This window comes from Lentzea sp. CA-135723, from assembly GCF_050936595.1.
Taxonomy (GTDB): Bacteria; Actinomycetota; Actinomycetes; order Mycobacteriales; family Pseudonocardiaceae; genus Lentzea.
Genome location: NZ_JBNJMK010000001.1, coordinates 3,758,197 through 3,776,062, shown reverse-complemented (window position 1 = coordinate 3,776,062; position 17,866 = coordinate 3,758,197). Strand labels below are relative to the sequence as shown.

General features: G+C 69.9%; 19 protein-coding genes. 7 read left to right on the top strand and 12 right to left on the bottom strand.

Translation table 11 applies throughout. From position 1 onward, the window contains the following. Nucleotides 1-63: 63 nt before the first annotated feature. A complete protein-coding gene (locus tag ACQEU1_RS16550; protein WP_433201863.1) occupies nucleotides 64-981 on the top strand; it encodes an acyltransferase domain-containing protein in 918 nt (305 codons plus the stop codon). A 169-nt stretch (nucleotides 982-1,150) separates the two neighbouring features. Here ACQEU1_RS16550 and ACQEU1_RS16545 read toward each other — a convergent pair whose 3' ends face one another. Continuing rightward, nucleotides 1,151-1,927 carry a cyclase family protein gene (locus tag ACQEU1_RS16545; protein WP_433201860.1) on the bottom strand — a complete coding sequence of 259 codons (777 nt, stop codon included), beginning with the start codon at nucleotides 1,925-1,927 and terminating at the stop codon, nucleotides 1,151-1,153. 94 nt (nucleotides 1,928-2,021) lie between these two features. On the opposite strand from ACQEU1_RS16545, the gene ACQEU1_RS16540 reads away from it, so the two are divergent. From ACQEU1_RS16540 to ACQEU1_RS16530, 3 genes are read left to right on the top strand one after another with little or no spacing between them, the layout of a single operon-like run. Next, the gene (locus ACQEU1_RS16540; RefSeq protein ID WP_382439694.1) at nucleotides 2,022-2,318 is read left to right on the top strand and encodes an antibiotic biosynthesis monooxygenase family protein; all 297 of its coding nucleotides are present in this window, start codon (nucleotides 2,022-2,024) and stop codon (nucleotides 2,316-2,318) included. Continuing rightward, entirely contained in the window at nucleotides 2,318-3,325 is a 1,008-nt protein-coding gene (locus ACQEU1_RS16535; protein WP_433201856.1) for a CaiB/BaiF CoA transferase family protein, read from the top strand. Before ACQEU1_RS16540 ends, ACQEU1_RS16535 begins: the two co-directional genes overlap by 1 nt. A 26-nt stretch (nucleotides 3,326-3,351) precedes the next feature. Further along, nucleotides 3,352-4,284 (top strand): LLM class F420-dependent oxidoreductase, encoded by a 933-nt coding sequence (locus ACQEU1_RS16530; protein ID WP_433201853.1) that lies wholly within the window; start codon nucleotides 3,352-3,354, stop codon nucleotides 4,282-4,284. A 177-nt stretch (nucleotides 4,285-4,461) separates the two neighbouring features. On the opposite strand, the gene ACQEU1_RS16525 is transcribed toward ACQEU1_RS16530, so the two are convergent. The 6 genes from ACQEU1_RS16525 to lpdA all read right to left on the bottom strand — a co-directional run bounded on the left by ACQEU1_RS16525 (nucleotide 4,462) and on the right by lpdA (nucleotide 10,595). Continuing rightward, the gene (locus ACQEU1_RS16525) at nucleotides 4,462-4,971 is read right to left on the bottom strand and encodes a hypothetical protein (protein WP_433201850.1); all 510 of its coding nucleotides are present in this window, start codon (nucleotides 4,969-4,971) and stop codon (nucleotides 4,462-4,464) included. Nucleotides 4,972-5,026: 55 nt separating this feature from the next. Further along, the gene (gene lipB / locus ACQEU1_RS16520) at nucleotides 5,027-5,767 is read right to left on the bottom strand and encodes a lipoyl(octanoyl) transferase LipB (RefSeq protein WP_433201847.1); all 741 of its coding nucleotides are present in this window, start codon (nucleotides 5,765-5,767) and stop codon (nucleotides 5,027-5,029) included. Next, a complete protein-coding gene (locus tag ACQEU1_RS16515) occupies nucleotides 5,724-6,302 on the bottom strand; it encodes a phosphatase PAP2 family protein (RefSeq protein WP_433201844.1) in 579 nt (192 codons plus the stop codon). The genes lipB and ACQEU1_RS16515 overlap by 44 nt, the downstream gene beginning before the upstream one ends. Beyond that, nucleotides 6,299-7,189, bottom strand: a complete 891-nt coding sequence (locus ACQEU1_RS16510) for a TIGR01777 family oxidoreductase (protein WP_433201841.1) — start codon at nucleotides 7,187-7,189, stop codon at nucleotides 6,299-6,301. The genes ACQEU1_RS16515 and ACQEU1_RS16510 overlap by 4 nt, the downstream gene beginning before the upstream one ends. Nucleotides 7,190-7,394: 205 nt before the next feature. Next, complete coding sequence (gene sucB / locus ACQEU1_RS16505) at nucleotides 7,395-9,152, bottom strand: 2-oxoglutarate dehydrogenase, E2 component, dihydrolipoamide succinyltransferase (protein ID WP_433201838.1); 1,758 nt, start codon at nucleotides 9,150-9,152, stop codon at nucleotides 7,395-7,397. Between the two features lie 54 nt (nucleotides 9,153-9,206). Next, on the bottom strand, nucleotides 9,207-10,595 hold the full coding sequence (gene lpdA, locus ACQEU1_RS16500; RefSeq protein WP_433201835.1) for a dihydrolipoyl dehydrogenase: 1,389 nt from the start codon (nucleotides 10,593-10,595) through the stop codon (nucleotides 9,207-9,209). A 179-nt stretch (nucleotides 10,596-10,774) separates the two neighbouring features. On the opposite strand from lpdA, the gene ACQEU1_RS16495 reads away from it, so the two are divergent. Next, entirely contained in the window at nucleotides 10,775-11,101 is a 327-nt protein-coding gene (locus ACQEU1_RS16495; protein WP_382439702.1) for an oxidoreductase, read from the top strand. Here ACQEU1_RS16495 and ACQEU1_RS16490 read toward each other — a convergent pair. The 3 genes from ACQEU1_RS16490 to ACQEU1_RS16480 form a co-directional block, all read right to left on the bottom strand. Beyond that, on the bottom strand, nucleotides 11,098-12,078 hold the full coding sequence (locus ACQEU1_RS16490; RefSeq protein ID WP_433201831.1) for a MerR family transcriptional regulator: 981 nt from the start codon (nucleotides 12,076-12,078) through the stop codon (nucleotides 11,098-11,100). The genes ACQEU1_RS16495 and ACQEU1_RS16490 overlap by 4 nt on opposite strands. A 34-nt stretch (nucleotides 12,079-12,112) precedes the next feature. Continuing rightward, a complete protein-coding gene (locus tag ACQEU1_RS16485; protein WP_433201828.1) occupies nucleotides 12,113-12,580 on the bottom strand; it encodes an OsmC family protein in 468 nt (155 codons plus the stop codon). 183 nt (nucleotides 12,581-12,763) lie between these two features. Then, nucleotides 12,764-14,236 (bottom strand): leucyl aminopeptidase, encoded by a 1,473-nt coding sequence (locus ACQEU1_RS16480; RefSeq protein WP_433211534.1) that lies wholly within the window; start codon nucleotides 14,234-14,236, stop codon nucleotides 12,764-12,766. 199 nt (nucleotides 14,237-14,435) lie between these two features. Between ACQEU1_RS16480 and ACQEU1_RS16475 the strand changes: the two genes are divergently transcribed. Beyond that, complete coding sequence (locus ACQEU1_RS16475) at nucleotides 14,436-15,671, top strand: amino acid permease (protein WP_433201825.1); 1,236 nt, start codon at nucleotides 14,436-14,438, stop codon at nucleotides 15,669-15,671. Here the strand turns inward: ACQEU1_RS16475 and ACQEU1_RS16470 are convergent. After that, entirely contained in the window at nucleotides 15,610-15,882 is a 273-nt protein-coding gene (locus tag ACQEU1_RS16470; protein ID WP_433201822.1) for a hypothetical protein, read from the bottom strand. The genes ACQEU1_RS16475 and ACQEU1_RS16470 overlap by 62 nt on opposite strands. 92 nt (nucleotides 15,883-15,974) lie before the next feature. Here ACQEU1_RS16470 and ACQEU1_RS16465 point away from each other — a divergent pair, with 92 nt between their 5' ends. Further along, nucleotides 15,975-17,066 (top strand): branched-chain amino acid aminotransferase, encoded by a 1,092-nt coding sequence (locus tag ACQEU1_RS16465; RefSeq protein WP_433201819.1) that lies wholly within the window; start codon nucleotides 15,975-15,977, stop codon nucleotides 17,064-17,066. A gap of 10 nt (nucleotides 17,067-17,076) precedes the next feature. Here the strand turns inward: ACQEU1_RS16465 and cobS are convergent, their stop codons facing one another. Further along, nucleotides 17,077-17,778 (bottom strand): adenosylcobinamide-GDP ribazoletransferase, encoded by a 702-nt coding sequence (cobS, locus tag ACQEU1_RS16460; protein ID WP_433201816.1) that lies wholly within the window; start codon nucleotides 17,776-17,778, stop codon nucleotides 17,077-17,079. Nucleotides 17,779-17,866: the final 88 nt, after the last annotated feature.

Sequence of the window (17,866 nt, the reverse complement as noted above, 5' to 3'; positions counted from 1 at the left end):
CCTCAAGGGCCGCGAGGGTTTCTTCCTCTCTCGCGGCCCTTGAGCCGTTTCTGGAGGCGTGTTGTGGACGTAGCACTTATGTTTCCGGGCCAGGGATCGCAGTACCCGCGGATGGCGGCGTCCCTGTACGGCACGGACGCGGTGTTCACCTCGGTGATCGACGAGGTGTTCGAGCTGTTCGGCGACGTCGGTTCGGTGGCCTGCGAGGACTGGCTGGCCGGCGCCGACATCGATCACGTGTCGCGCGCGCAGCCGTTGCTGTTCGCGGTGGACTACGCGCTGGGGCGCACCGTGCTGTCGTGGGGCGTCGAGCCCGTGGCGTTGATCGGGCACTCCGCCGGTGAGGTCGTCGCGGCGACGCTGGCGGGCGTGTTCTCTCTGGAAGAGGCCGTGTCGTTGGTGCGGGACCGGGTGGTGTCGGCCGTGCCGATCCCGTCCGGCGGGATGCTGGCCGTCGCGGCGTCCGAGGCGGATCTGTTGCCGTACCTGGAAGGTGACGTCGCGATCGCGGCCGTGAACTCGGCTCGGCAGACGATGCTGGCCGGGTCCGACGAGCCGCTGGCGCGGGTGCGGGCTCGTCTGGAGGCCGACGAGTACATCGTGGTGACGGTGCCGGCCTCGACGCCGTTCCACAGCCCGGCGATGCAGCCCGCCGTGGACGAGGCGCTGGCGTCGTGGAGTGCTTCTCCCGTCGCGCCTTCACTGCCGGTGTACTCGGGGTACACGGGCAAGCTGATGACGTCCGAGGACGCGCTGTCGGCCCGGTTCTGGACGCGGCAGCTGACCGACGCCGTCTACTTCGGACCGGCGCTGAACGAGCTCGTGGCGATGTACGACGTGCTGCTGGTGGAAGCGGGTCCCGGGCAGACGTTGACGTCGTTCGCGCGCCGCACGAAGGCCGTGCGGTCCGGTGCGTCGCAGGTGCTGCCGTTGCTGGACGCCCACGACTCCGTGGAGACCGCTCGCGCGCGTTTGGTCTGACGCAGTATAAAAGGGCCGCCCTCTCCTGGAGGGCGGCCCTTTAGTGTCTGCTAGTCGATGCCTCGGATGATGTGGTCTTCGTTCTCTGGTGGCCATGAATCGCTGTTTTCCATACCTACGAGGGTAGGTACGGTGATTCAGCTCTCACTTGAAGAACGGTTGTCCGGTTTCAGTCGTCCAGCAGGGCGACCGCGCGCGTCCAGCCCGCGCCGGCACCCTTGATCTTGACCGGGAACGCGACGACGGTGAACCCGAAGTCCGGCAACGCGTCCAGGTTGCTGAGCCGTTCGATCTGGCAGTACTCGCGGTCGCGGCCGGCGAAGTGCGCGGGCCACAGCACGCTCTCGTCCTTGGTCTGCAGGTAGCGCTTGACGATGTCGGGGAACGGCGCGTCGAGGCTGAACGCGTCCGTCGCGATCACCTTGACCCCCAGGTCCAGCAGGAAGTTCGTGGCGGGGCCGTCGAGCCCGGTGTAGTCGGTGAAGTAGGTCTGGGTGCCCGCGTGCTCGGCGGCGCCGGTGTCGAGGATGACGATGTCCATCGGCTTCGGCGTGTAGCCGATGCGGGCGAACTCCTTCTCCAGCACCTCCACGCCGATGACGCCGGTGCCGTGGCCGCGCACGTCGAGCTTCACGCCGGGGTTGTGGAACCACTCCAGCGGCATCTCGTCGATGTGGCGCGGGATCCCGTTGCCGTACGTGGTCTTCGACCCGTAGTGGCTCGGCGCGTCGACGTGGGTGCCGGTGTGGGAGGTCAGGCTGATCCGGTCCAGCGTGAGGAACTCGGAGTCCCGCAGCACGGAGACGTCGAACTCGATGCCGAGCCGCGCCTTGAGCTGCTCTGCCATGTGTTCCGCGCCTTGGGCGGCCGTGAGCACCTCGTGCGTCACCGGGTCCGCTTCGTACGCGGCTGCGTCAATGTGGGAAGACAGATCGATGATGCGCATGGTGCAGAGCTTGGCGGGCGTTCCTTGAGCACGTCTCAAGACGCGGTGTGCAGAGTTTTCCGTGGTCTGACACCGTTTTAGAGGGAGCTCTCTCATGATCACCTTCCTGAACCGCTTCACGCTCACCGGTGACCCCGAGGAGTTCGAGAAGGCCTTCGACGAGACGGCGGCGTTCCTGCGCGAGCAGCCGGGCCTGATCCAGTACACGCTCTCGCGCCAGCTCGACGACCCGGCCTCCTACATCAACATCGCGCTGTGGGAGAGCGCCGACGCCCTGCGCGCGGCACTGGCCCACCCGGACTTCGGCAACCACGCCAAGGCGATGCGCGGCCTGGCCGAGTCGTCCGGCGCGATCTTCAACCCGCGCCTGTCGTTCGAGGCCTCTGCCTGATGTCCCCTCTGGACGGACTGAAGGTCGTCGAGTTCGGCGGCATCGGTCCCGGCCCGCACGGCGCGATGCTGCTGGCGGACCTCGGCGCGGAGGTCACCCGCGTCGAACGTCCGTCCGGCGGCCTGTCCGTGGTGCCGGACGCCTCCCGCGACTTCCTGTTGCGCGGCAGGCGTTCGGTGTCGGCGGACCTGAAGTCGCCGGAGGGCCGTGCCTCGGTGCTGGCTCTGATCGCCTCGGCCGACGTCGTGATCGAGGGCTTCCGCCCCGGCGTGCTGGAACGCCTCGGGCTCGGCCCGTCCGACTGCCTCGCGGTCAACCCCGGCCTGGTCTACGCGCGCATGACCGGGTGGGGCCAGTCCGGGCCGCTGGCCCAGCGGGCGGGCCACGACATCAACTACCTGTCGGTCACCGGTCTGCTGCACGCGATCGGCAAGCCGCCGCTGAACCTCGTCGGCGACTTCGGCGGCGGATCGCTGTACCTGGTGCTCGGCGTGCTGGCGGCGTTGTGGGAACGCCAGCGCACCGGCCGCGGCCAGGTCGTCGACGCGGCCATCGTGGACGGTGTGGCGTCGCTCGCGCAGATGATCTGGTCGATGAAGGCCCAGGAGGTCTGGGAGGACGCGCCCGACTCGAACCTCCTCGACGGTGGATGCCCGTTCTACTCGATCTACGAGTGCGCGGACGGGCGTTCCGTCGCGGTGGGGTCGCTGGAGCCGCAGTTCTACGCGCTGCTGCTGGCCGGTCTCGGGTTGTCCGACGCCGATCTTCCTCAGCAATTGGACCGCGACTCGTGGCCGTTGCTGCGCAAGACGTTCGCCGAGGCGTTCCTGACCAGGACCCGGGACGAGTGGGCCGCGGTGTTCGGTTCCTCGGACGCCTGCGTGACCCCGGTGCTGACGCTGGAGGAGGCTTCCTCGTACCCGCACCTGGTCGCGCGCGGGGTGTTCACCGCGGAGGGCGCCGCCGTCCCCGCCCCGCGTTTCTCGACGGAAACTTACCGCGGCTAAAACTTGCCTTGGCTAAGTTTGTGCTCGTGGAACTGCGCATCTTCACCGAGCCCCAGCAGGGGGCGAGCTACGACGACCTGCTCCGCGTGGCGCGGACGGCCGAGGACGCCGGTTACGGCGCCTTCTTCCGCTCCGACCACTACCTGAAGATGGGCTCGGCCGACGGCCTGCCCGGCCCGACCGACCCGTGGATCACCTTCGCGGGGCTGGCTCGCGACACGTCGACGATCCGCCTGGGCACGCTGATGACCGCGGCGACCTTCCGCCACCCCGGACCGCTCGCCATCAGCGTCGCCCAGGTCGACCAGATGTCCGGCGGCCGCGTGGAGTTCGGCATCGGCGCCGGCTGGTACGAGGCCGAGCACGCCGCGTACGGCATCCCGTTCCCGGCGCTGGGGGAGCGGTTCGAACGCTACGAGGAACAGGTCGCGATCATCACCGGCCTGTGGCAGACCCCGGCCGGCGGCACCTTCTCGTTCGACGGCAAGCACTACGCGCTGACCGACTCGCCCGCCCTGCCCAAGCCCGCGCAGGACCGCATCCCGCTGCTGATCGGCGGCATGGGCGCCAAGCGCACCCCGGCGCTGGCCGCCTCCTACGCCACCGAGTTCAACCTGCCGTTCGTCGGCATCGACGCCGCCGTCGAGCAGTTCGCCCGCGTCGACGCCGCCTGCGAGGCCATCGGCCGCGCCCCCTCGGAGATCACCCGCTCGGTCGCGCTCGTCGCGTGCATCGGCCGCACCGACGCCGACGTGGCCCGCCGCGCCGCCGCCATCGGCCGCGAGGTCGACGAGCTCAAGCAGAACGGTCTCGCCGGCACCCCGGCCGAGGTCGTCGACCGCGTCGGCGCGTGGCGGGAGGCGACGGGCATCCAGCGCGTCTACCTCCAGACCCTGGACCTGGCCGACCTCGACCACATCACCGACATCGCCTCGGACGTGGCCCCGCAGCTTGCCTGATATCCGATATATCGGGTATTGGATACCGGCGGCGGCCCGTGATATCCAATACCCGATATCCAATACCCGATATGCGATATACGGGTTGGCTGATCAGCTGATATCCGGTATCCGATATATCGGCTGGGTGGTCGCTGATGTCCAGCATGCGATATATCGCATGCTGGACATCAGATATCAGGCGAGCGCCCGCCGCACCGCCGCCGGCATCGGCAGGACGAGGTCCGCGAACTTCCGCCGATATCCGATGTAGCGCAGCTGCAGGCCGGGGTCGTCGAGGTAGCGCTGCTCCAGGCCGTCCCGGCCGAGCACCAGCTTCAGCCCGCGCCCGAGCATCGACGGCGAGTCCAGCGCGAACCGGGCGCGCAGCACGTCGGCCGCCGCGTGGTCGCCGAACTCCAGCGCGGCCCGGCGCACCGATTCCACCTGCACCATCAGGTACTGCTCATCCGCGCGCACGCCGTCGCGATGTGCGATGTCCAGTGCGCTGAGCGCTTTTTGGTGCGCGCCGCCGTCGAGCCCGAGGTAGTACTGCTCCCACTCGGCGACCTGGATCTCGCCGGACCACGTGCGCACCGGCTTGTCTTCCGGTTCGGCGAGGGCCACGGCCAAACCGCTCGACGTGATTCCACCCGCTAATGCCGTGACACCGGCAGCCGCGAACAACTGGCGTCGGGACAACCTCACGACGCACCCTCCTCCGAAGGCCCTGAGGAGAACTCCGCCGCTCCCCGCCGCAGGGCTACGGAATGCTAGCGAAGGTGATCCCGGGCGCGACGGGGCCAGTGCGGGCCAAAGTGCGGTCCGTCAGGGGGAGCGTTCCGTCGAGCGCCGCGAGCACAGAGTCACGGGCGAGCGGCAGGACCTCGGCGACGGTGACGTCGCGGCCGAGCTCGTGCGAGAGCGAAGCGACGCCCGCGTCCTTGATGCCGCACGGGATGATGTCGCCGAACGCATCGAGGCTCGCGTTGCAGTTGATCTCGAAGCCGTGCATGGTCACGCCGCGCTGCACGCGGATGCCGATGGCGGCGACCTTGCGTTCGGGGCCCCGGTCGTCGGCGGGCAGCCACACGCCGCTGCGGCCCTCGACGCGGCCGGTGTGCACGCCGAGCTGGTCGCACACGTCGATCAGGCCCTGCTCGACGCGGCGGACGTAGTCGACGACGTCGATCGGGTCGGCGAGCTTGACGATGGGGTAACCGACCAGTTGGCCGGGGCCGTGCCAGGTGATCTTGCCGCCGCGGTCGACGTCGATGACCGGGGTGCTCCCGCCGCGCGGGCGTTCCTCGTCGAGGGTCCGCCGGCCGCAGGTGTAGACGGGCGGGTGCTCGAGCAGCAGGAGGGTGTCGGGGCCGGCGCTGACGTCGCCACCGGGGGCGCGTGCTTCCGCGATCTCCTTCTGGAGGTCCCACGCCGCCATGTAGTCGATGAGCCCCAGCTCACGGATGACGACGGGGTCTGCCGAGGTGCGACACGAGTTCACGACCCGACGTTACCAACCCCAAAGCCATGGCCGCCAAAAGCCCGACGCCCGTCACACCCAGCACGGCGCCGACGACGTCGGTGACCCAGTGCATCTCCAGCACGACCCTCGCGAACCCGCCGACGAGCACCGCGAGCGCCGCCCACAGCACGCCCCGCCGCAGCAGCACGACCAGTGTGAACCCGGTCGACGCGACCGCCACGGTGTGCCCGCTCGGGTAGCTCGGCAGGTGGTACTCGATGGGCCGGACGCGGTCGAACAGGAACCGCGTGAGCAACGTCGCGCAGCAGATCGCGTGCAACGCCAGCGCCTTCCACAGCCGCACGTCGCGCCGCTTCCACGCCAGCACGAACAACACCGCCGCGAACGCCCAGCCGACCGTTGGCCCGAGCACCAGGCCGATCGCGAACGCCGTCGCCTGCAGCCACTCGGGTCGCGGCAACACGTCGTGCACCCACACGTCGAGCGAGGTCGTCTCGGGCAGTCCCAGCAGGACCCACGAGATCACCAGCACCGCCGCGAGCGCACGAGTCATGCGACCGCCGCGGTCAGTGCGGACGGCAGCGCCGGGTGCAGGAAGTGGAAGCCCTTGCTCTCCAGCACCTTGGGCGTCAGGCCGGGACCGCTGAGCAGCAGCTCCTGCGCCATCTCGGCGCCGAGCAACGTCTTCAGCGCGAACGCGGGCACCGTCCACGGCGTCGGCCGGCCGAGCGCCGCGCCGACCGCCTTCGTGAACTCGGCGTTCGTCGCCGGCGTCGGGCCCACGACGTTCACCGGCCCGCGGACGTCGTCGTGCTCGACGACGAACCGGTAGGCGGAGACGACGTCGTCGAGCGACACCCACGGGAAGAACTGCTCGCCCGTCCCGAGCTTGCCGCCCAGGAAGAACTGGAACACCGGCTTCAACCGGCCGAACACCCCGCCCGACGGGGAGATGACGACAGCGGTGCGCATCAGCACGACCCGCACGCCGCCTTCCTGCGCCGCCGACGTCGCCGCCTCCCAGTCCTGGGTCAGGCGCGACATGTAGCTGTGGCCGCCGGGCGCGTCCTCGTCCGCGAGGCGCGAGCCGGTGTCGCCGTAGAAGTGGGCGCCGGACGAGTTCACGAGCGTCGGCACGCCGTGGTCGACGCACGCCGCCGACAACACCTCGGCCGGCACGACGCGGCTGTCGTGCAGGACCTGCTTGCGCGCGTCGTCCCACCGCTTGTCGCCGATGCCGGCGCCGCACAGGTTGACGACGGCGTCGACGCCGTCGAAGGTGCCCTCGTCGATGCGCCCGGCGTACGGGTCCCAGCCGCGTTCGTCGGGCGCGGCGGCCTTGCGGCGCACCAGCCGCAGCACCTCGTGCCCGGCGGCGCGCATGGACGCCACCAGGCTCGTCCCGATCAAGCCAGAAGATCCCGCGATGACTACCCGCATGACCTAGATCGTTCCCCACTCACGCACCGCGTGCACAGCCACAAAAGACATAACGGACCCAGGATGTGCCGAAGGCCACCCCGGCAAACCGGGGTGGCCTTCGCAGAACACGTCGATCAGAACTTCTGGTAGAACTCCTGGACCGAGGAAGCCTGATATCCGATATATCGCATATCAGGCCTGCTCAGAGGGTCCAGGAAGGCGGTCAGAGGCCGAGGTCGGCCTCGAACGCGCCCTCCTCGAGACGGTTCTTGACCGTCGTGAGGAAGCGGCCCGCGTCGGCACCGTCGACCAGGCGGTGGTCGTAGGTGAGCGCGAGGTACATCATCGAGCGGATGGCGATGGTGTCGTTGCCGTCCTCGTCGGTCATGACGACCGCGCGCTTCTTGACGACGCCGACGCCCAGGATGCCGACCTGCGGCTGCTGGATGATCGGGGTGTCGAAGAGGGCGCCGTTGCTGCCGAGGTTGGTCAGCGAGAACGTGCCACCGGCGAGCTCGTCCGGCGTGAGCTTGTTCGAACGGGCACGCGCCGCCAGGTCACCGATCTTGTGGGCGATGCCCGACAGGTTCAGGTCACCGGCGTTGTGGATCACGGCGTTGAGCAGGCCGCGCTCCGTGTCGATCGCCAGGCCGAGGTGCTCGGCACCGTGGTAGGTGACCTCCTTGCGCTCCTCGTCGATCGACGCGTTGAGCACCGGGTGGGCCTTGAGGGCCTCGATGGCGGCCTTCGCGAAGAACGGCAGGAACGTGAGCTTGGCGCCCTCACGAGCCTCGAACGCCTTCTTGGCCTGGTTGCGCAGCCGGGCGATCTTGGTCACGTCGACCTCGAACACCTGGGTGAGCTGGGCCGACTGCTGCAGCGACTCGCGGGTGCGCTGCGCCACGATCTGACGCAGGCGCGGGAGCTTCTGCACGGTGCCGCGCTTGCCCGAGTTGTCGACCGCGGCCGGGGCGGCGGTGCGAGCGGCGGGGGCGGCCGGAGCAGCGGCGGCGGGCGCCGGAGCCGGGGCCTTCTTGGCCTCGACGGCGGCGAGCACGTCCTGCTTGCGGATGCGGCCACCGACGCCGGTGCCCTTGAGCGAGCCCAGGTCGATGCCGTTCTCCGACGCGAGCTTGCGCACGAGCGGAGTGACGTACGGCGTGCCGTTGGCGTCGTCCGAGGAGGACTGCGCGGCGGGCGCGGCCTGCGGGGCCGGAGCGGCGGGGGCCGGAGCCGGTGCCGGGGCGGCCTGCGGGGCGGGAGCCGGAGCGGCCTGCTGCGGCGCGGGCGCCGGAGCGGACTCCTGCTTCGGCTCGGGCTTGCTCTCCTGGGCGGGAGCGGCGGCCGGGCTGCCCGAACCGATGACGGCGAGCTTGCCGCCGACCTCGACGGTCTCGTCCTCGCCCGCGGTGATCTCCAGCAGCGTGCCGGCGACCGGGGACGGGATCTCGGTGTCGACCTTGTCGGTCGAGACCTCGAGCAGCGGCTCGTCGACCTCGACGCTGTCGCCGACCTGCTTCAGCCAGCGGGTGACGGTGCCCTCGGTGACGGACTCGCCGAGCGCGGGCATCGTGACGTCGGTGCCCTCGGCCGAACCACCGGACTGGGCCGGGGCGGGAGCCTCCTGGGCTTCCTCGGACGGCTGCTGCGGCGCGGGCTGCGTCTGCTGCGGCTCGGGCTGCGCCTCCTGCTGGGGCGCGGACTCCTGGGCGGGGGCCGGCGCGGGCGCGGCGGAACCGCCGTCGCCGTCACCGATCACCGCGAGCTCGCCGCCGACCTCGACGGTGTCGTCCTCCTGCGCGACGATCTTCTGCAGGACGCCGGCCGCCGGAGACGGGATCTCGGTGTCGACCTTGTCGGTGGACACCTCGAGCAACGGCTCGTCCACCTCCACCCGGTCGCCTTCCTGCTTCAACCACCGGGTGACCGTGCCCTCGGTGACGCTCTCACCGAGTGCGGGCATCTGGACGGAGAAGGCCATTGTTCGCTGACTCCTCGTGCTCTCGTCGTGTGGCTGACTTTGTGTGGGGAACGGTCAGCCGTGCACGTGCAGCGGCTTGCCGGCCAGGGCGAGGAACGCCTCGCCGAGGGCTTCGGTCTGGGTCGGGTGGGCGTGGATCAGCGGAGCCACGTCCTCGGGGAAAGCTTCCCAGCTGTAGATCAGCTGCGCCTCACCGATGAGTTCGCCGACGCGCTCGCCGACCATGGTGATGCCGACGACGGGGCCGTCGGGAGCCTTCACGAGCTTCACGCCGCCCGCGGTCTTCAGGATCTGGCTCTTGCCGTTGCCCGCGAGGTCGTAGACGAACGTCTCGGCGGAACCGTACTTCTCCTTGGCGGCGGCCTCGGTCAGACCGACGGACGCGACCTCGGGCTTGCAGTAGGTGACCCGCGGGATGCCCGCCTCGTCGATCACCTTCGGGTTCTGGCCCGCGATCTCCTCGGCCACGAAGATGCCCTGCTGGAAGCCGCGGTGCGCGAGCTGCAGGCCGGGCACGATGTCGCCGACGGCGAAGACGTTCGGGAGGTTGGTGCGCAGGCGCTCGTCGGTGATGACGAAGCCGCGGTCGATCTGGACGCCGGCCTCCTCGTAGCCGTGACCCGCGCTGTTGGGGCCGCGGCCGACCGCGACGAGCAGCAGGTCGGCGTCGAGGACGTCGCCGTTCTCCAGCGTGACCGAGACGCCGGAGTCGGTCTGGGTGGCGCCGGTGAACTTCACGCCGGTCTTGAACTTGATGCCGCGCTTGCGGAACGCGCGCTCCAGCTGCTTGGACGCGTACTCGTCCTCGGCGGGGACCAGGCGGGGCAGGGCCTCGACGATGGTCACGTCGGCGCCGAACGAACGCCACACGCTCGCGAACTCCACACCGATCACGCCGCCGCCGAGGACGACGACCTTCTCGGGGATGAAGTCCAGGTTCAGGGCCTGGTCGCTGGTGATGACCCGGCCGCCGATCTCCAGACCGGGCAGGCTGCGCGCGTACGAGCCGGTGGCGAGCACGACGTTCTTGCCGACGTAGCGCCGGCCGTTCACCTCGACGGTGTTCGGGCCGACGAACGTGCCGGCGCCCTCGACGAGGGTGACCTTGTTGGCCTTCGCGAGTCCCTGCAGGCCCTTGTAGAGCCGCGAGATCACGCCGTCCTTGTACGAGTTCACACCGGCGATGTCGATGCCCTCGAGGGAGGACTTCACGCCGAACTGGTCGCCTTCGCGGGCGTTGTCCGCGACCTCGGCCGCGTGCAGCAGCGCCTTGGTCGGGATGCAACCGCGATGCAGGCAGGTGCCACCCAGCTTGTCCTTCTCGACCAGGACGACGGACAGGCCGAGCTCGGCCGCGCGGAACGCGCAGGCGTAGCCACCTGAACCACCGCCGAGGATGACGAGATCGGCGTTGGTGGCCGACTCCAGTTCCGGCGAAGTCACTTCGGATCTCCTCGGGATTACTTACTACGCGCGGGTGCGCGCGAGGTACGCGGCCATCTTGTCACTACTTGCCAGAGCGTGGTGATCCGGCATAGGAGACCACGCCCGGTCCTGATCATTCACCTACTCATAACACCCTTTCCTGGCATCATGGTGGAGGGAGACGCAGGAGGTGCTCGATGGGGCTGTTCGACCGTTTCCGCAGGAAGCCGCGCCCAGGGGTGCTGCGGACCGCCTCCAACCAGGACACCAGCCACCTCGAGCAGTGGACGAAGAGCCGCCACGGCGTAGAGGCCTATGTGGAGCCGAAGACCACGGTGACCGAGACCACTGTGGTGCTGGTCGCTCACGACGGCGAGTGGACCCGCCGCAGGGTCGCCTCGCCGGACGCGGCGAGGTCGTTCGCACGCAAACTCGGCATGCCGATCTACGACGCCGGCATCGTCGGTTACCCGAAGCGCATGCGCGACTACACGGCGCGCCAGCGCAAGCTCGGCAACGGCTAGATCGCGCTCATCGCGGCGGCGACCCACGGCTCGCTCACGCCCGCGTCCGCGGGACCGGGCGTGCCGCTGATCGTCGCCATGAGCGCGAAGTACCGGTCGAGCACGGCGCCGAACCGCGCGACGGCCTGCCGCGCGGCCTCGTCGACGAGCCGGTCCGGTTCGCTCATGTCCCGCTTCAGCTCGTCCGGCTCGGCGGGCGTTCCCGTGACGGCGGCCGTCAGCCCGGCCAGCGAGTCGAGCATCCGGCGGGCGATCTCCCGGCCGCGCGGCGAGTCCGGCGCCACCCCGGCCCGTTCCGCGTCCGCCGCCTCGACCTCGATCAGCCGATGAGCCTCGACGCGCTCCATCACCTCCGGCGACGTCACAGCGAGCGCCTTGGGAGACGCGAAGCTCGTGTGGAAGAACTCCCGCACCTCACGCCGGAAACCCGTGTCCCGCACCATGTCCGCGAGCTCGATCCACGCCTGGAGCTGCTCGGTCTCGGGCTCCTCGGGCAGCACCGGCCGCAACCGGTGCAGGTGCTGCACGAACGCCGGGTGCACCGTGAGCCCGTCCGTCACCTCGTCCCAGAAGTCGTCGAGCAACCGCTCGCGGTCCTCGTCGGACATCGACACGAGCGCGTGCATCAACGCAGCCTGCCGCGCGCCACCACCCTGCCCGACGATCGTCCGCAGCACGGCCCGCCGCGCCGTCAGATGCCGCAGCTGCCGTTCCACGATCACGAGATGCGTGGACGCGAGGTCGTGCAACGAGGTCTCGTCGGCGAGCAACCGCCGCACGTCCTCCACGCTCGCGCCGAGATCGCGCAACGTCCGCACGAGCTCCAGCCGCGCGACGGCCTCCACGTCGTACAGCCGATATCCACCGTCCGTGTGGCTGGTCGGCGGCACAACACCCTCGTCCGCGTAGAACCTGATGGCGCTCACACTCAGTCCGGTGCGGCGCGCGACGTCCCCGATCGGGTACAGCTTGGTCATGCCGACCACCCTGGTGTCTCAAGCGGCTTGAGACTCAAGCGGTTCGCACGACCGGTTCGTGCCGCACGGGGAAGTTCACGCTGGCGGCGATGAAGCACATCGCGTGCGCCTTCTCGTGCAACGCCTGCGCCTTCTCCCGCGTGGCCGGGTCGGCGACCGTCACGACGGGGTTGAGCACCACGTCGGTGAACCGCCCGGACCCGTCCGGGTGCTCGGCCATCGTGCCGGTGGCGTGGTCGCGGTAGTCCGTCACGACGACGCCGTTGGCCGACGCCAGGTGCAGGTACCAGAGCATGTGGCACTGCGACAGCGAGGCGAGCAGCAGCTCCTCGGGGTTGTAGCGGCTCCGGTCGCCCCGGAACGACGGGTCGGACGAGCCGAGGATCGTCGCCTTGCCCTCGACCCGGATCTCGTGCGCGCGCTCGTAGGTCTTGTAGCCGGAAGTCCCGCTCCCGGTGTTGCCGGTCCACACGACGTCGGTCTCGTACTGATGCGTCCCCATGTGGAAATTCTCCTCCTGCGGGGCGCGGGAGCCCAGTTCTTTGTTCCGGGCGGACCGCGAGACCTGTCGCGACAGTCCGCTGTGGACCCGAAGGGTCCTTCGAGGACGGAGCGCTCTGCTTTCGGGCAAAGGAAAACGGGCGGGTCCTCCGCAGAGGTGCCCGCCCGTTCCGCGAAGAAGAACTCAGCCGTTGGCGGCGATGTCCGCCAGCACGGCCGCGATGGTCCGCACCGGGACACCGGTGCCGCCCTTCGCCGTGTACCCGTACGCCCCACCCGTGTGGTACGCCGGACCGGCGATGTCGATGTGCGCCCACTGCACGCCCTCGGCCACGAACTCGCGCAGGAACAGGCCCGCCGCGAGCATGCCGCCCCAGCGGTGCCCGGTCACGTTCGCGAGGTCCGCGAGCCGCGAGTCGAGGTCCGCGCGCAGCTCCTCGGGCAGCGGCATCGGCCACGCCGACTCGCCCACGGCCGTGCCGATGGTGGCCACGCGGTCGCGGAACTCGTCCGAGCCCATGACGCCCGCGGTGCGCTTGCCCAGCGCCACGACCTGCGCGCCGGTCAGCGTCGCGGTCTCGATCAGGTAGTCCGGGCCGTCCTCGCACGCGCGCACGATGGCGTCGGACAGGATCAGCCGGCCCTCGGCGTCGGTGTTGAGCACCTCGACGGTCTTGCCGCCGTACATGGTCAGCACGTCGCCGGGGCGGTACGCGTCACCGGACGGCATGTTCTCCGCCATCGGGATCGACGCGATGATCTCCAGCGGGTACTTGAGCTTCGCGGCGAGCACCATCGTGGCGACGATCGCGGCGGCGCCCGACATGTCCGAGGTCATCTCGTCCATGCCCGCGGCCGGCTTGATCGAGATGCCGCCGGTGTCGAACGTGATGCCCTTGCCGACCAGCGCGACCTTCTTCACGGCCTTCGCGCCCTTGTACGAGATGCGCACGAGCCGCGGCTGGCGGGCCGAACCGCCGCCGACGCCCAGGATGCCGCCGAAGCCCTGCTTCTTCAGCGCCTTCTCGTCGAGCACCTCGACGTCGAGACCGGCGGCGGTGGCGAGCTTCGCGGCGCGGTCCGCGAACGAGCCGGGGTAGAGGTCGTTCGGCGGCGTGTTGATGAAGTCACGCGCGATGGCGACGGACTCGGCGATCGCGACGGCGGCCTTCAGCGCGGCCTTGTTCTCCTTGGAACCGGCGGCGTGCAGGTCGACCTTCGCGACCGGGCCCTCGCCCTTGTCGGACTTGTACTCGGTGAACGAGTAGGCGCCGAGCAGCGTGCCCTCGGCGGCGGCACCGACGTGCAGCGCGGCGAGCGTGTTGATCGCGCGCTTCTTGCCGGCCAGCGCGCGGGCGGCGACACCGGACGCGCGGCGCACCTGCTCCTCGCCGGTGCTCTTGCCCAGGCCCACGGCCAGCACGAGCGGGGCGGCGATCTTGCCGAAGGTCGGCACCTTCACGAGCTCGTCGGCCTTGCCGGACGCGCGCAGCGTGCCGAGCACGTCGAGCAGCGCGCCGTCGAACGCGGCGGCGACCGCCTCGGCACCGGGCGCGAGCTCCAGGCCGTCCGCACCCTGCAGGGTGCCCACGACGACTGCGTCCGCGGCGGTGGTGCTCAGGTCACCCTCGGTGAGGGCCAGCTTCGGGGCTGTCACGTGCTGCTCCAGGGTTGTTGCGGGCATGGCTCGGAATCGTGACTCATGCTAAAGGTCGGACTGTCCCACTAATGCCCAGCCCCGCCACGTTCGCCGCAATCCGTGACGTTGACAGTTGCTCAGGGTGGCGATTCGCCCGTTTCACGCATCAGTCGACCGGGTGGTTACGACCGGATGCCGCATCTGAGAACGTGTACCGGTGACCCACACGCCTCGCGAGATCGTCGGCACGGTCGCGCTCGGTCTTCCCGCGGTGCTCGGAGCAGGGGTTTTCGCCGGATTCGCCCCTGCGGCAGGCCTTGCGGGCTGGTGGGTGCTCCCGGCGCTGGCCCTGTCCGCGTTCGCCGCCCTGTGCTCCGCGTTCTCCACGGCCGACCAGTCGCGCGCCTATCCGGACGTCGGCGGCGGTTACGGATATGTGCGCGCGCAGCTCGGCGTGTGGCCCGCACGGATGACAGCGAGCGCCCACCTGGTGGGCCGGTTCGCGATGGCCGCCGCGGTGGCGTTGATGTTCGGCGCGTACGTCGTGCCGGACCGCCCGGTGGTCGGCGGGCTCGCGCTCGTCGTCACGACGGCGTTGCTCGGTGCCGCCGGGTTCCGCTTCACGACCGGCGTGAGCGCGCTGGTGTCGGTGGTCGTGCTCGGCGTGCTGGCGCTGGTCGTCGCGTCGAGCTTCGCGATCGAGCCGGTGCCGTCGGCGGGGGAGGCCGGCACCGTCAACGAGCTGGTCGGCGTCGCCGGGCTGATGTTCATGGCGTTCGCCGGGTTCGAACGCGTCACCGCGCCCCTTCGCGGTGAGCGGCCGCACCCGCCGGCCGTGCTGAAGATCGCGATTCCGGTCCTCATCGGACTCTCGTTCGCCGTCTATCTGGCCGTGGGCGCCGGGGTGCTGCGTCAAGTCGGCAGCGCGCGCCTCGCGTTGTCACCCGCGCCGTTGCGGGACGCGCTCGTCGCCGCCGACTCGGCCGCGCTGGTCCCGCTCGTGCAGATCGCCGCGGCGGTCGCCGGGGTGGCCGCGCTGCACTTCGTCCTCGCGTCCGCGCACCGCACGCTCACCGGCCTGACCGAGGACGGCGACCTGCCGACGCGGCTCAAGTCCGGCGCGCTGATGTTCCTCGTGGTCGCCGCCGCCGCGCTCGCCGTGTTCCTCATGCCACTCGCGACGGCGTTCGGCGTGGCGGCATGCGGGACGTTGTTCTACTACGCCTTCACCAACGCGTCGGCGCGCGTGCTGCTGCAGAACGACCGCACGTGGCCGATGCGCACCGCGTGCCTCGGCCTGGGCCTGTCGGTGCTGCTGGCCATGAGCCTGCCGGTGCCCGCCATGCTGATCTCGATCGCGGGGCTGGGCATCGGCACCGGGCTCATCGGACTCACGTCAGCGCTGAGAGGAAAACGAGCAGCGTCACGCCTACACACACCGCAAGCCAGATGATCCGGCCGGTGGTGATCTCGGTCTTCTCCCTGGTGATCGCCCAGTAGACGAACAGGAAGGTCGCGGAGGCGAACACGGCGGCCACGATGCCGCCCCCGCCCCACATCGCCCAGCCGGCGAAGAACGTCAGGCCGGTGCCCAGCACGAGCAGCGTGGCCTGTAAGACGGTGCGGACGTCGGAACCCGTGGAAGATCTTTCCGGCTCGGTCATGGCCGGGGACTCTATCGAGTCTGACTTAGTAGGACGTCCGAGTTTTGGGAAGTGGATTTTCCGTATCCCGACCTGCGGGTTACCGTGCTCACATGACGAGCGCGTTGCCTTTCACCCGGACTCCCCACCCGCACCCGGCGACCCCGGAGCGCGTAGCGGAGGTACTTGCCAAGCCGGGCTTCGGGCAGCACTTCACCGACCACATGGTGACGATCCGCTGGAACCGCGAGCAGGGCTGGCACGACGCTGAGGTCGGCCCGTACTCCACCCTCGCACTGGACCCCGCGGCAATGGTGCTGCACTACGGCCAGGCGATCTTCGAAGGGCTCAAGGCCTACCGGCAGCCCGACGGTTCGATCGCGTCCTTCCGCCCCGAGGCGAACGCCGAGCGCTTCCGCGCGTCGGCCCGCCGGATGGCGATGCCCGAACTTCCCGACGAGCTCTTCCTGGAGTCCGTGCGGCAGATCCTCGCGGCCGACGACCGCTGGGTGCCCTCGGCCGAGGAGGAGTCCCTCTACCTGCGGCCGTTCATGATCTCCACGGAGAAGGGACTCGGCGTGCGACCCTCGTCCGAGTACCTCTACGTGCTGATCGCCTCTCCCGCCGGTTCCTACTTCGCGAGCGGCGTCCGGCCGGTGAGCGTGTGGCTCTCCACCGAGTACGTCCGCGCGGCTCCCGGTGGTACCGGCGCGGCCAAGTTCGCCGGCAACTACGCCGCGTCCCTCGTGGCGCAGGCGCAGGCCGCCGAGAAGGGCTGCGACCAGGTCGTCTGGCTCGATGCGGTGGAACGCCGCTGGGTCGAGGAGATGGGCGGCATGAACCTGTTCTTCGTCTTCGGGGACAAGGTCGTCACGCCCGAGCTCACCGGCACGCTGCTGCCCGGCATCACCCGGAGCTCGCTGCTGGAGCTGGCCTCCGACCTCGGCCTGACCGTGGAGGAGCGCCGCATCTCGACCGACGAGTGGGAGAAGGCCAACGCCTCCGGTGAGCTCACCGAGGTCTTCGCCTGTGGCACGGCGGCGGTCATCACGCCCGTCGGCCACGTCAAGCACGCCGGTGGCGAGTACGACATCGCCGACGGCGGCACCGGCTCCGTGACGGCCAAGCTGCGCGAGCGCCTGACCGGCCTCCAGCACGGCCACGTCACCGACGCCCACGGCTGGATGACGGTGCTCCACTCCTAGGCCTCGAGTCCTAGGCGATCACGAGCACGGCCAAGAGCGCGATTTCGGCGGCAGCACCGAGCACATCACCGGTGATGCCGCCGAAACGCTTTCCGGTGTGCTTCACCAGGCCCCACACGAGCCCGAACGCGACGACGACGGCGACGACCGCACGCCACCCGAGCGGAACCGCCGCACCCGCGAGCACCACCCACGTGCCGATGACGACCCCTGCGTGCTGTGTGCCCGCAACGAGCGCACCAAGGCCCTCAGGCCGTGCGGCGGGCACACCGCGCAGGCAGCAGATCCCGAACGCTGCCCGGCTCGTCGCGAACGCGAGCAGCACCACGCCCCAGTGAGCGTGGGGGAGTGCCGCGGCCTGCGCGCCGATCACGACGATCAGCGACACAACCCCGAACGGCCCCGCGCCGCCGTCCTTCATGACCTTGAGCGCGCGTTCCGGCGGCCCGTAGCAACCGAGCCCGTCGGCGACGTCGGCGAGCCCGTCGAGGTGCATACCGCGCGTGAACAGCGCGACGACGCCGACGACCAGGAACCCGGCGACCAACGCCGATATATTGGATATCGCCTGCAGCTGGAGCACGCCGACGACGAGCGCGCCGATGACGATGCCGACGACGGGTGTCCACGCGATGGCCCGCCCTGCCGCTTTGCGGTCGACGTCGTCGACGCGCAAAGGCAGGACCGTCAGCCAGGAGAACGCGAGCTTCACTCAGCCGAGTTCTCTGGGGCCGACTTTTCCGGGGCCGAGTTCTCTGGGGCCGGATTCGTTGAGGCCGAGTTCTCCGGAACCGAGTTCT

Coding starts and splice junctions, on each gene's coding strand:
- ACQEU1_RS16545 (WP_433201860.1), bottom strand. CDS start 1,927: ATGCGCATCATCGATCTGTCTTCCCACATTGACGCAGCCGCGTACGAA.
- ACQEU1_RS16540 (WP_382439694.1), top strand. CDS start 2,022: ATGATCACCTTCCTGAACCGCTTCACGCTCACCGGTGACCCCGAGGAG.
- ACQEU1_RS16535 (WP_433201856.1), top strand. CDS start 2,318: ATGTCCCCTCTGGACGGACTGAAGGTCGTCGAGTTCGGCGGCATCGGT.
- ACQEU1_RS16515 (WP_433201844.1), bottom strand. CDS start 6,302: ATGACTCGTGCGCTCGCGGCGGTGCTGGTGATCTCGTGGGTCCTGCTG.
- ACQEU1_RS16510 (WP_433201841.1), bottom strand. CDS start 7,189: ATGCGGGTAGTCATCGCGGGATCTTCTGGCTTGATCGGGACGAGCCTG.
- sucB (WP_433201838.1), bottom strand. CDS start 9,152: ATGGCCTTCTCCGTCCAGATGCCCGCACTCGGTGAGAGCGTCACCGAG.
- ACQEU1_RS16495 (WP_382439702.1), top strand. CDS start 10,775: ATGGGGCTGTTCGACCGTTTCCGCAGGAAGCCGCGCCCAGGGGTGCTG.
- ACQEU1_RS16490 (WP_433201831.1), bottom strand. CDS start 12,078: ATGACCAAGCTGTACCCGATCGGGGACGTCGCGCGCCGCACCGGACTG.
- ACQEU1_RS16485 (WP_433201828.1), bottom strand. CDS start 12,580: ATGGGGACGCATCAGTACGAGACCGACGTCGTGTGGACCGGCAACACC.
- ACQEU1_RS16470 (WP_433201822.1), bottom strand. CDS start 15,882: ATGACCGAGCCGGAAAGATCTTCCACGGGTTCCGACGTCCGCACCGTC.
- ACQEU1_RS16465 (WP_433201819.1), top strand. CDS start 15,975: ATGACGAGCGCGTTGCCTTTCACCCGGACTCCCCACCCGCACCCGGCG.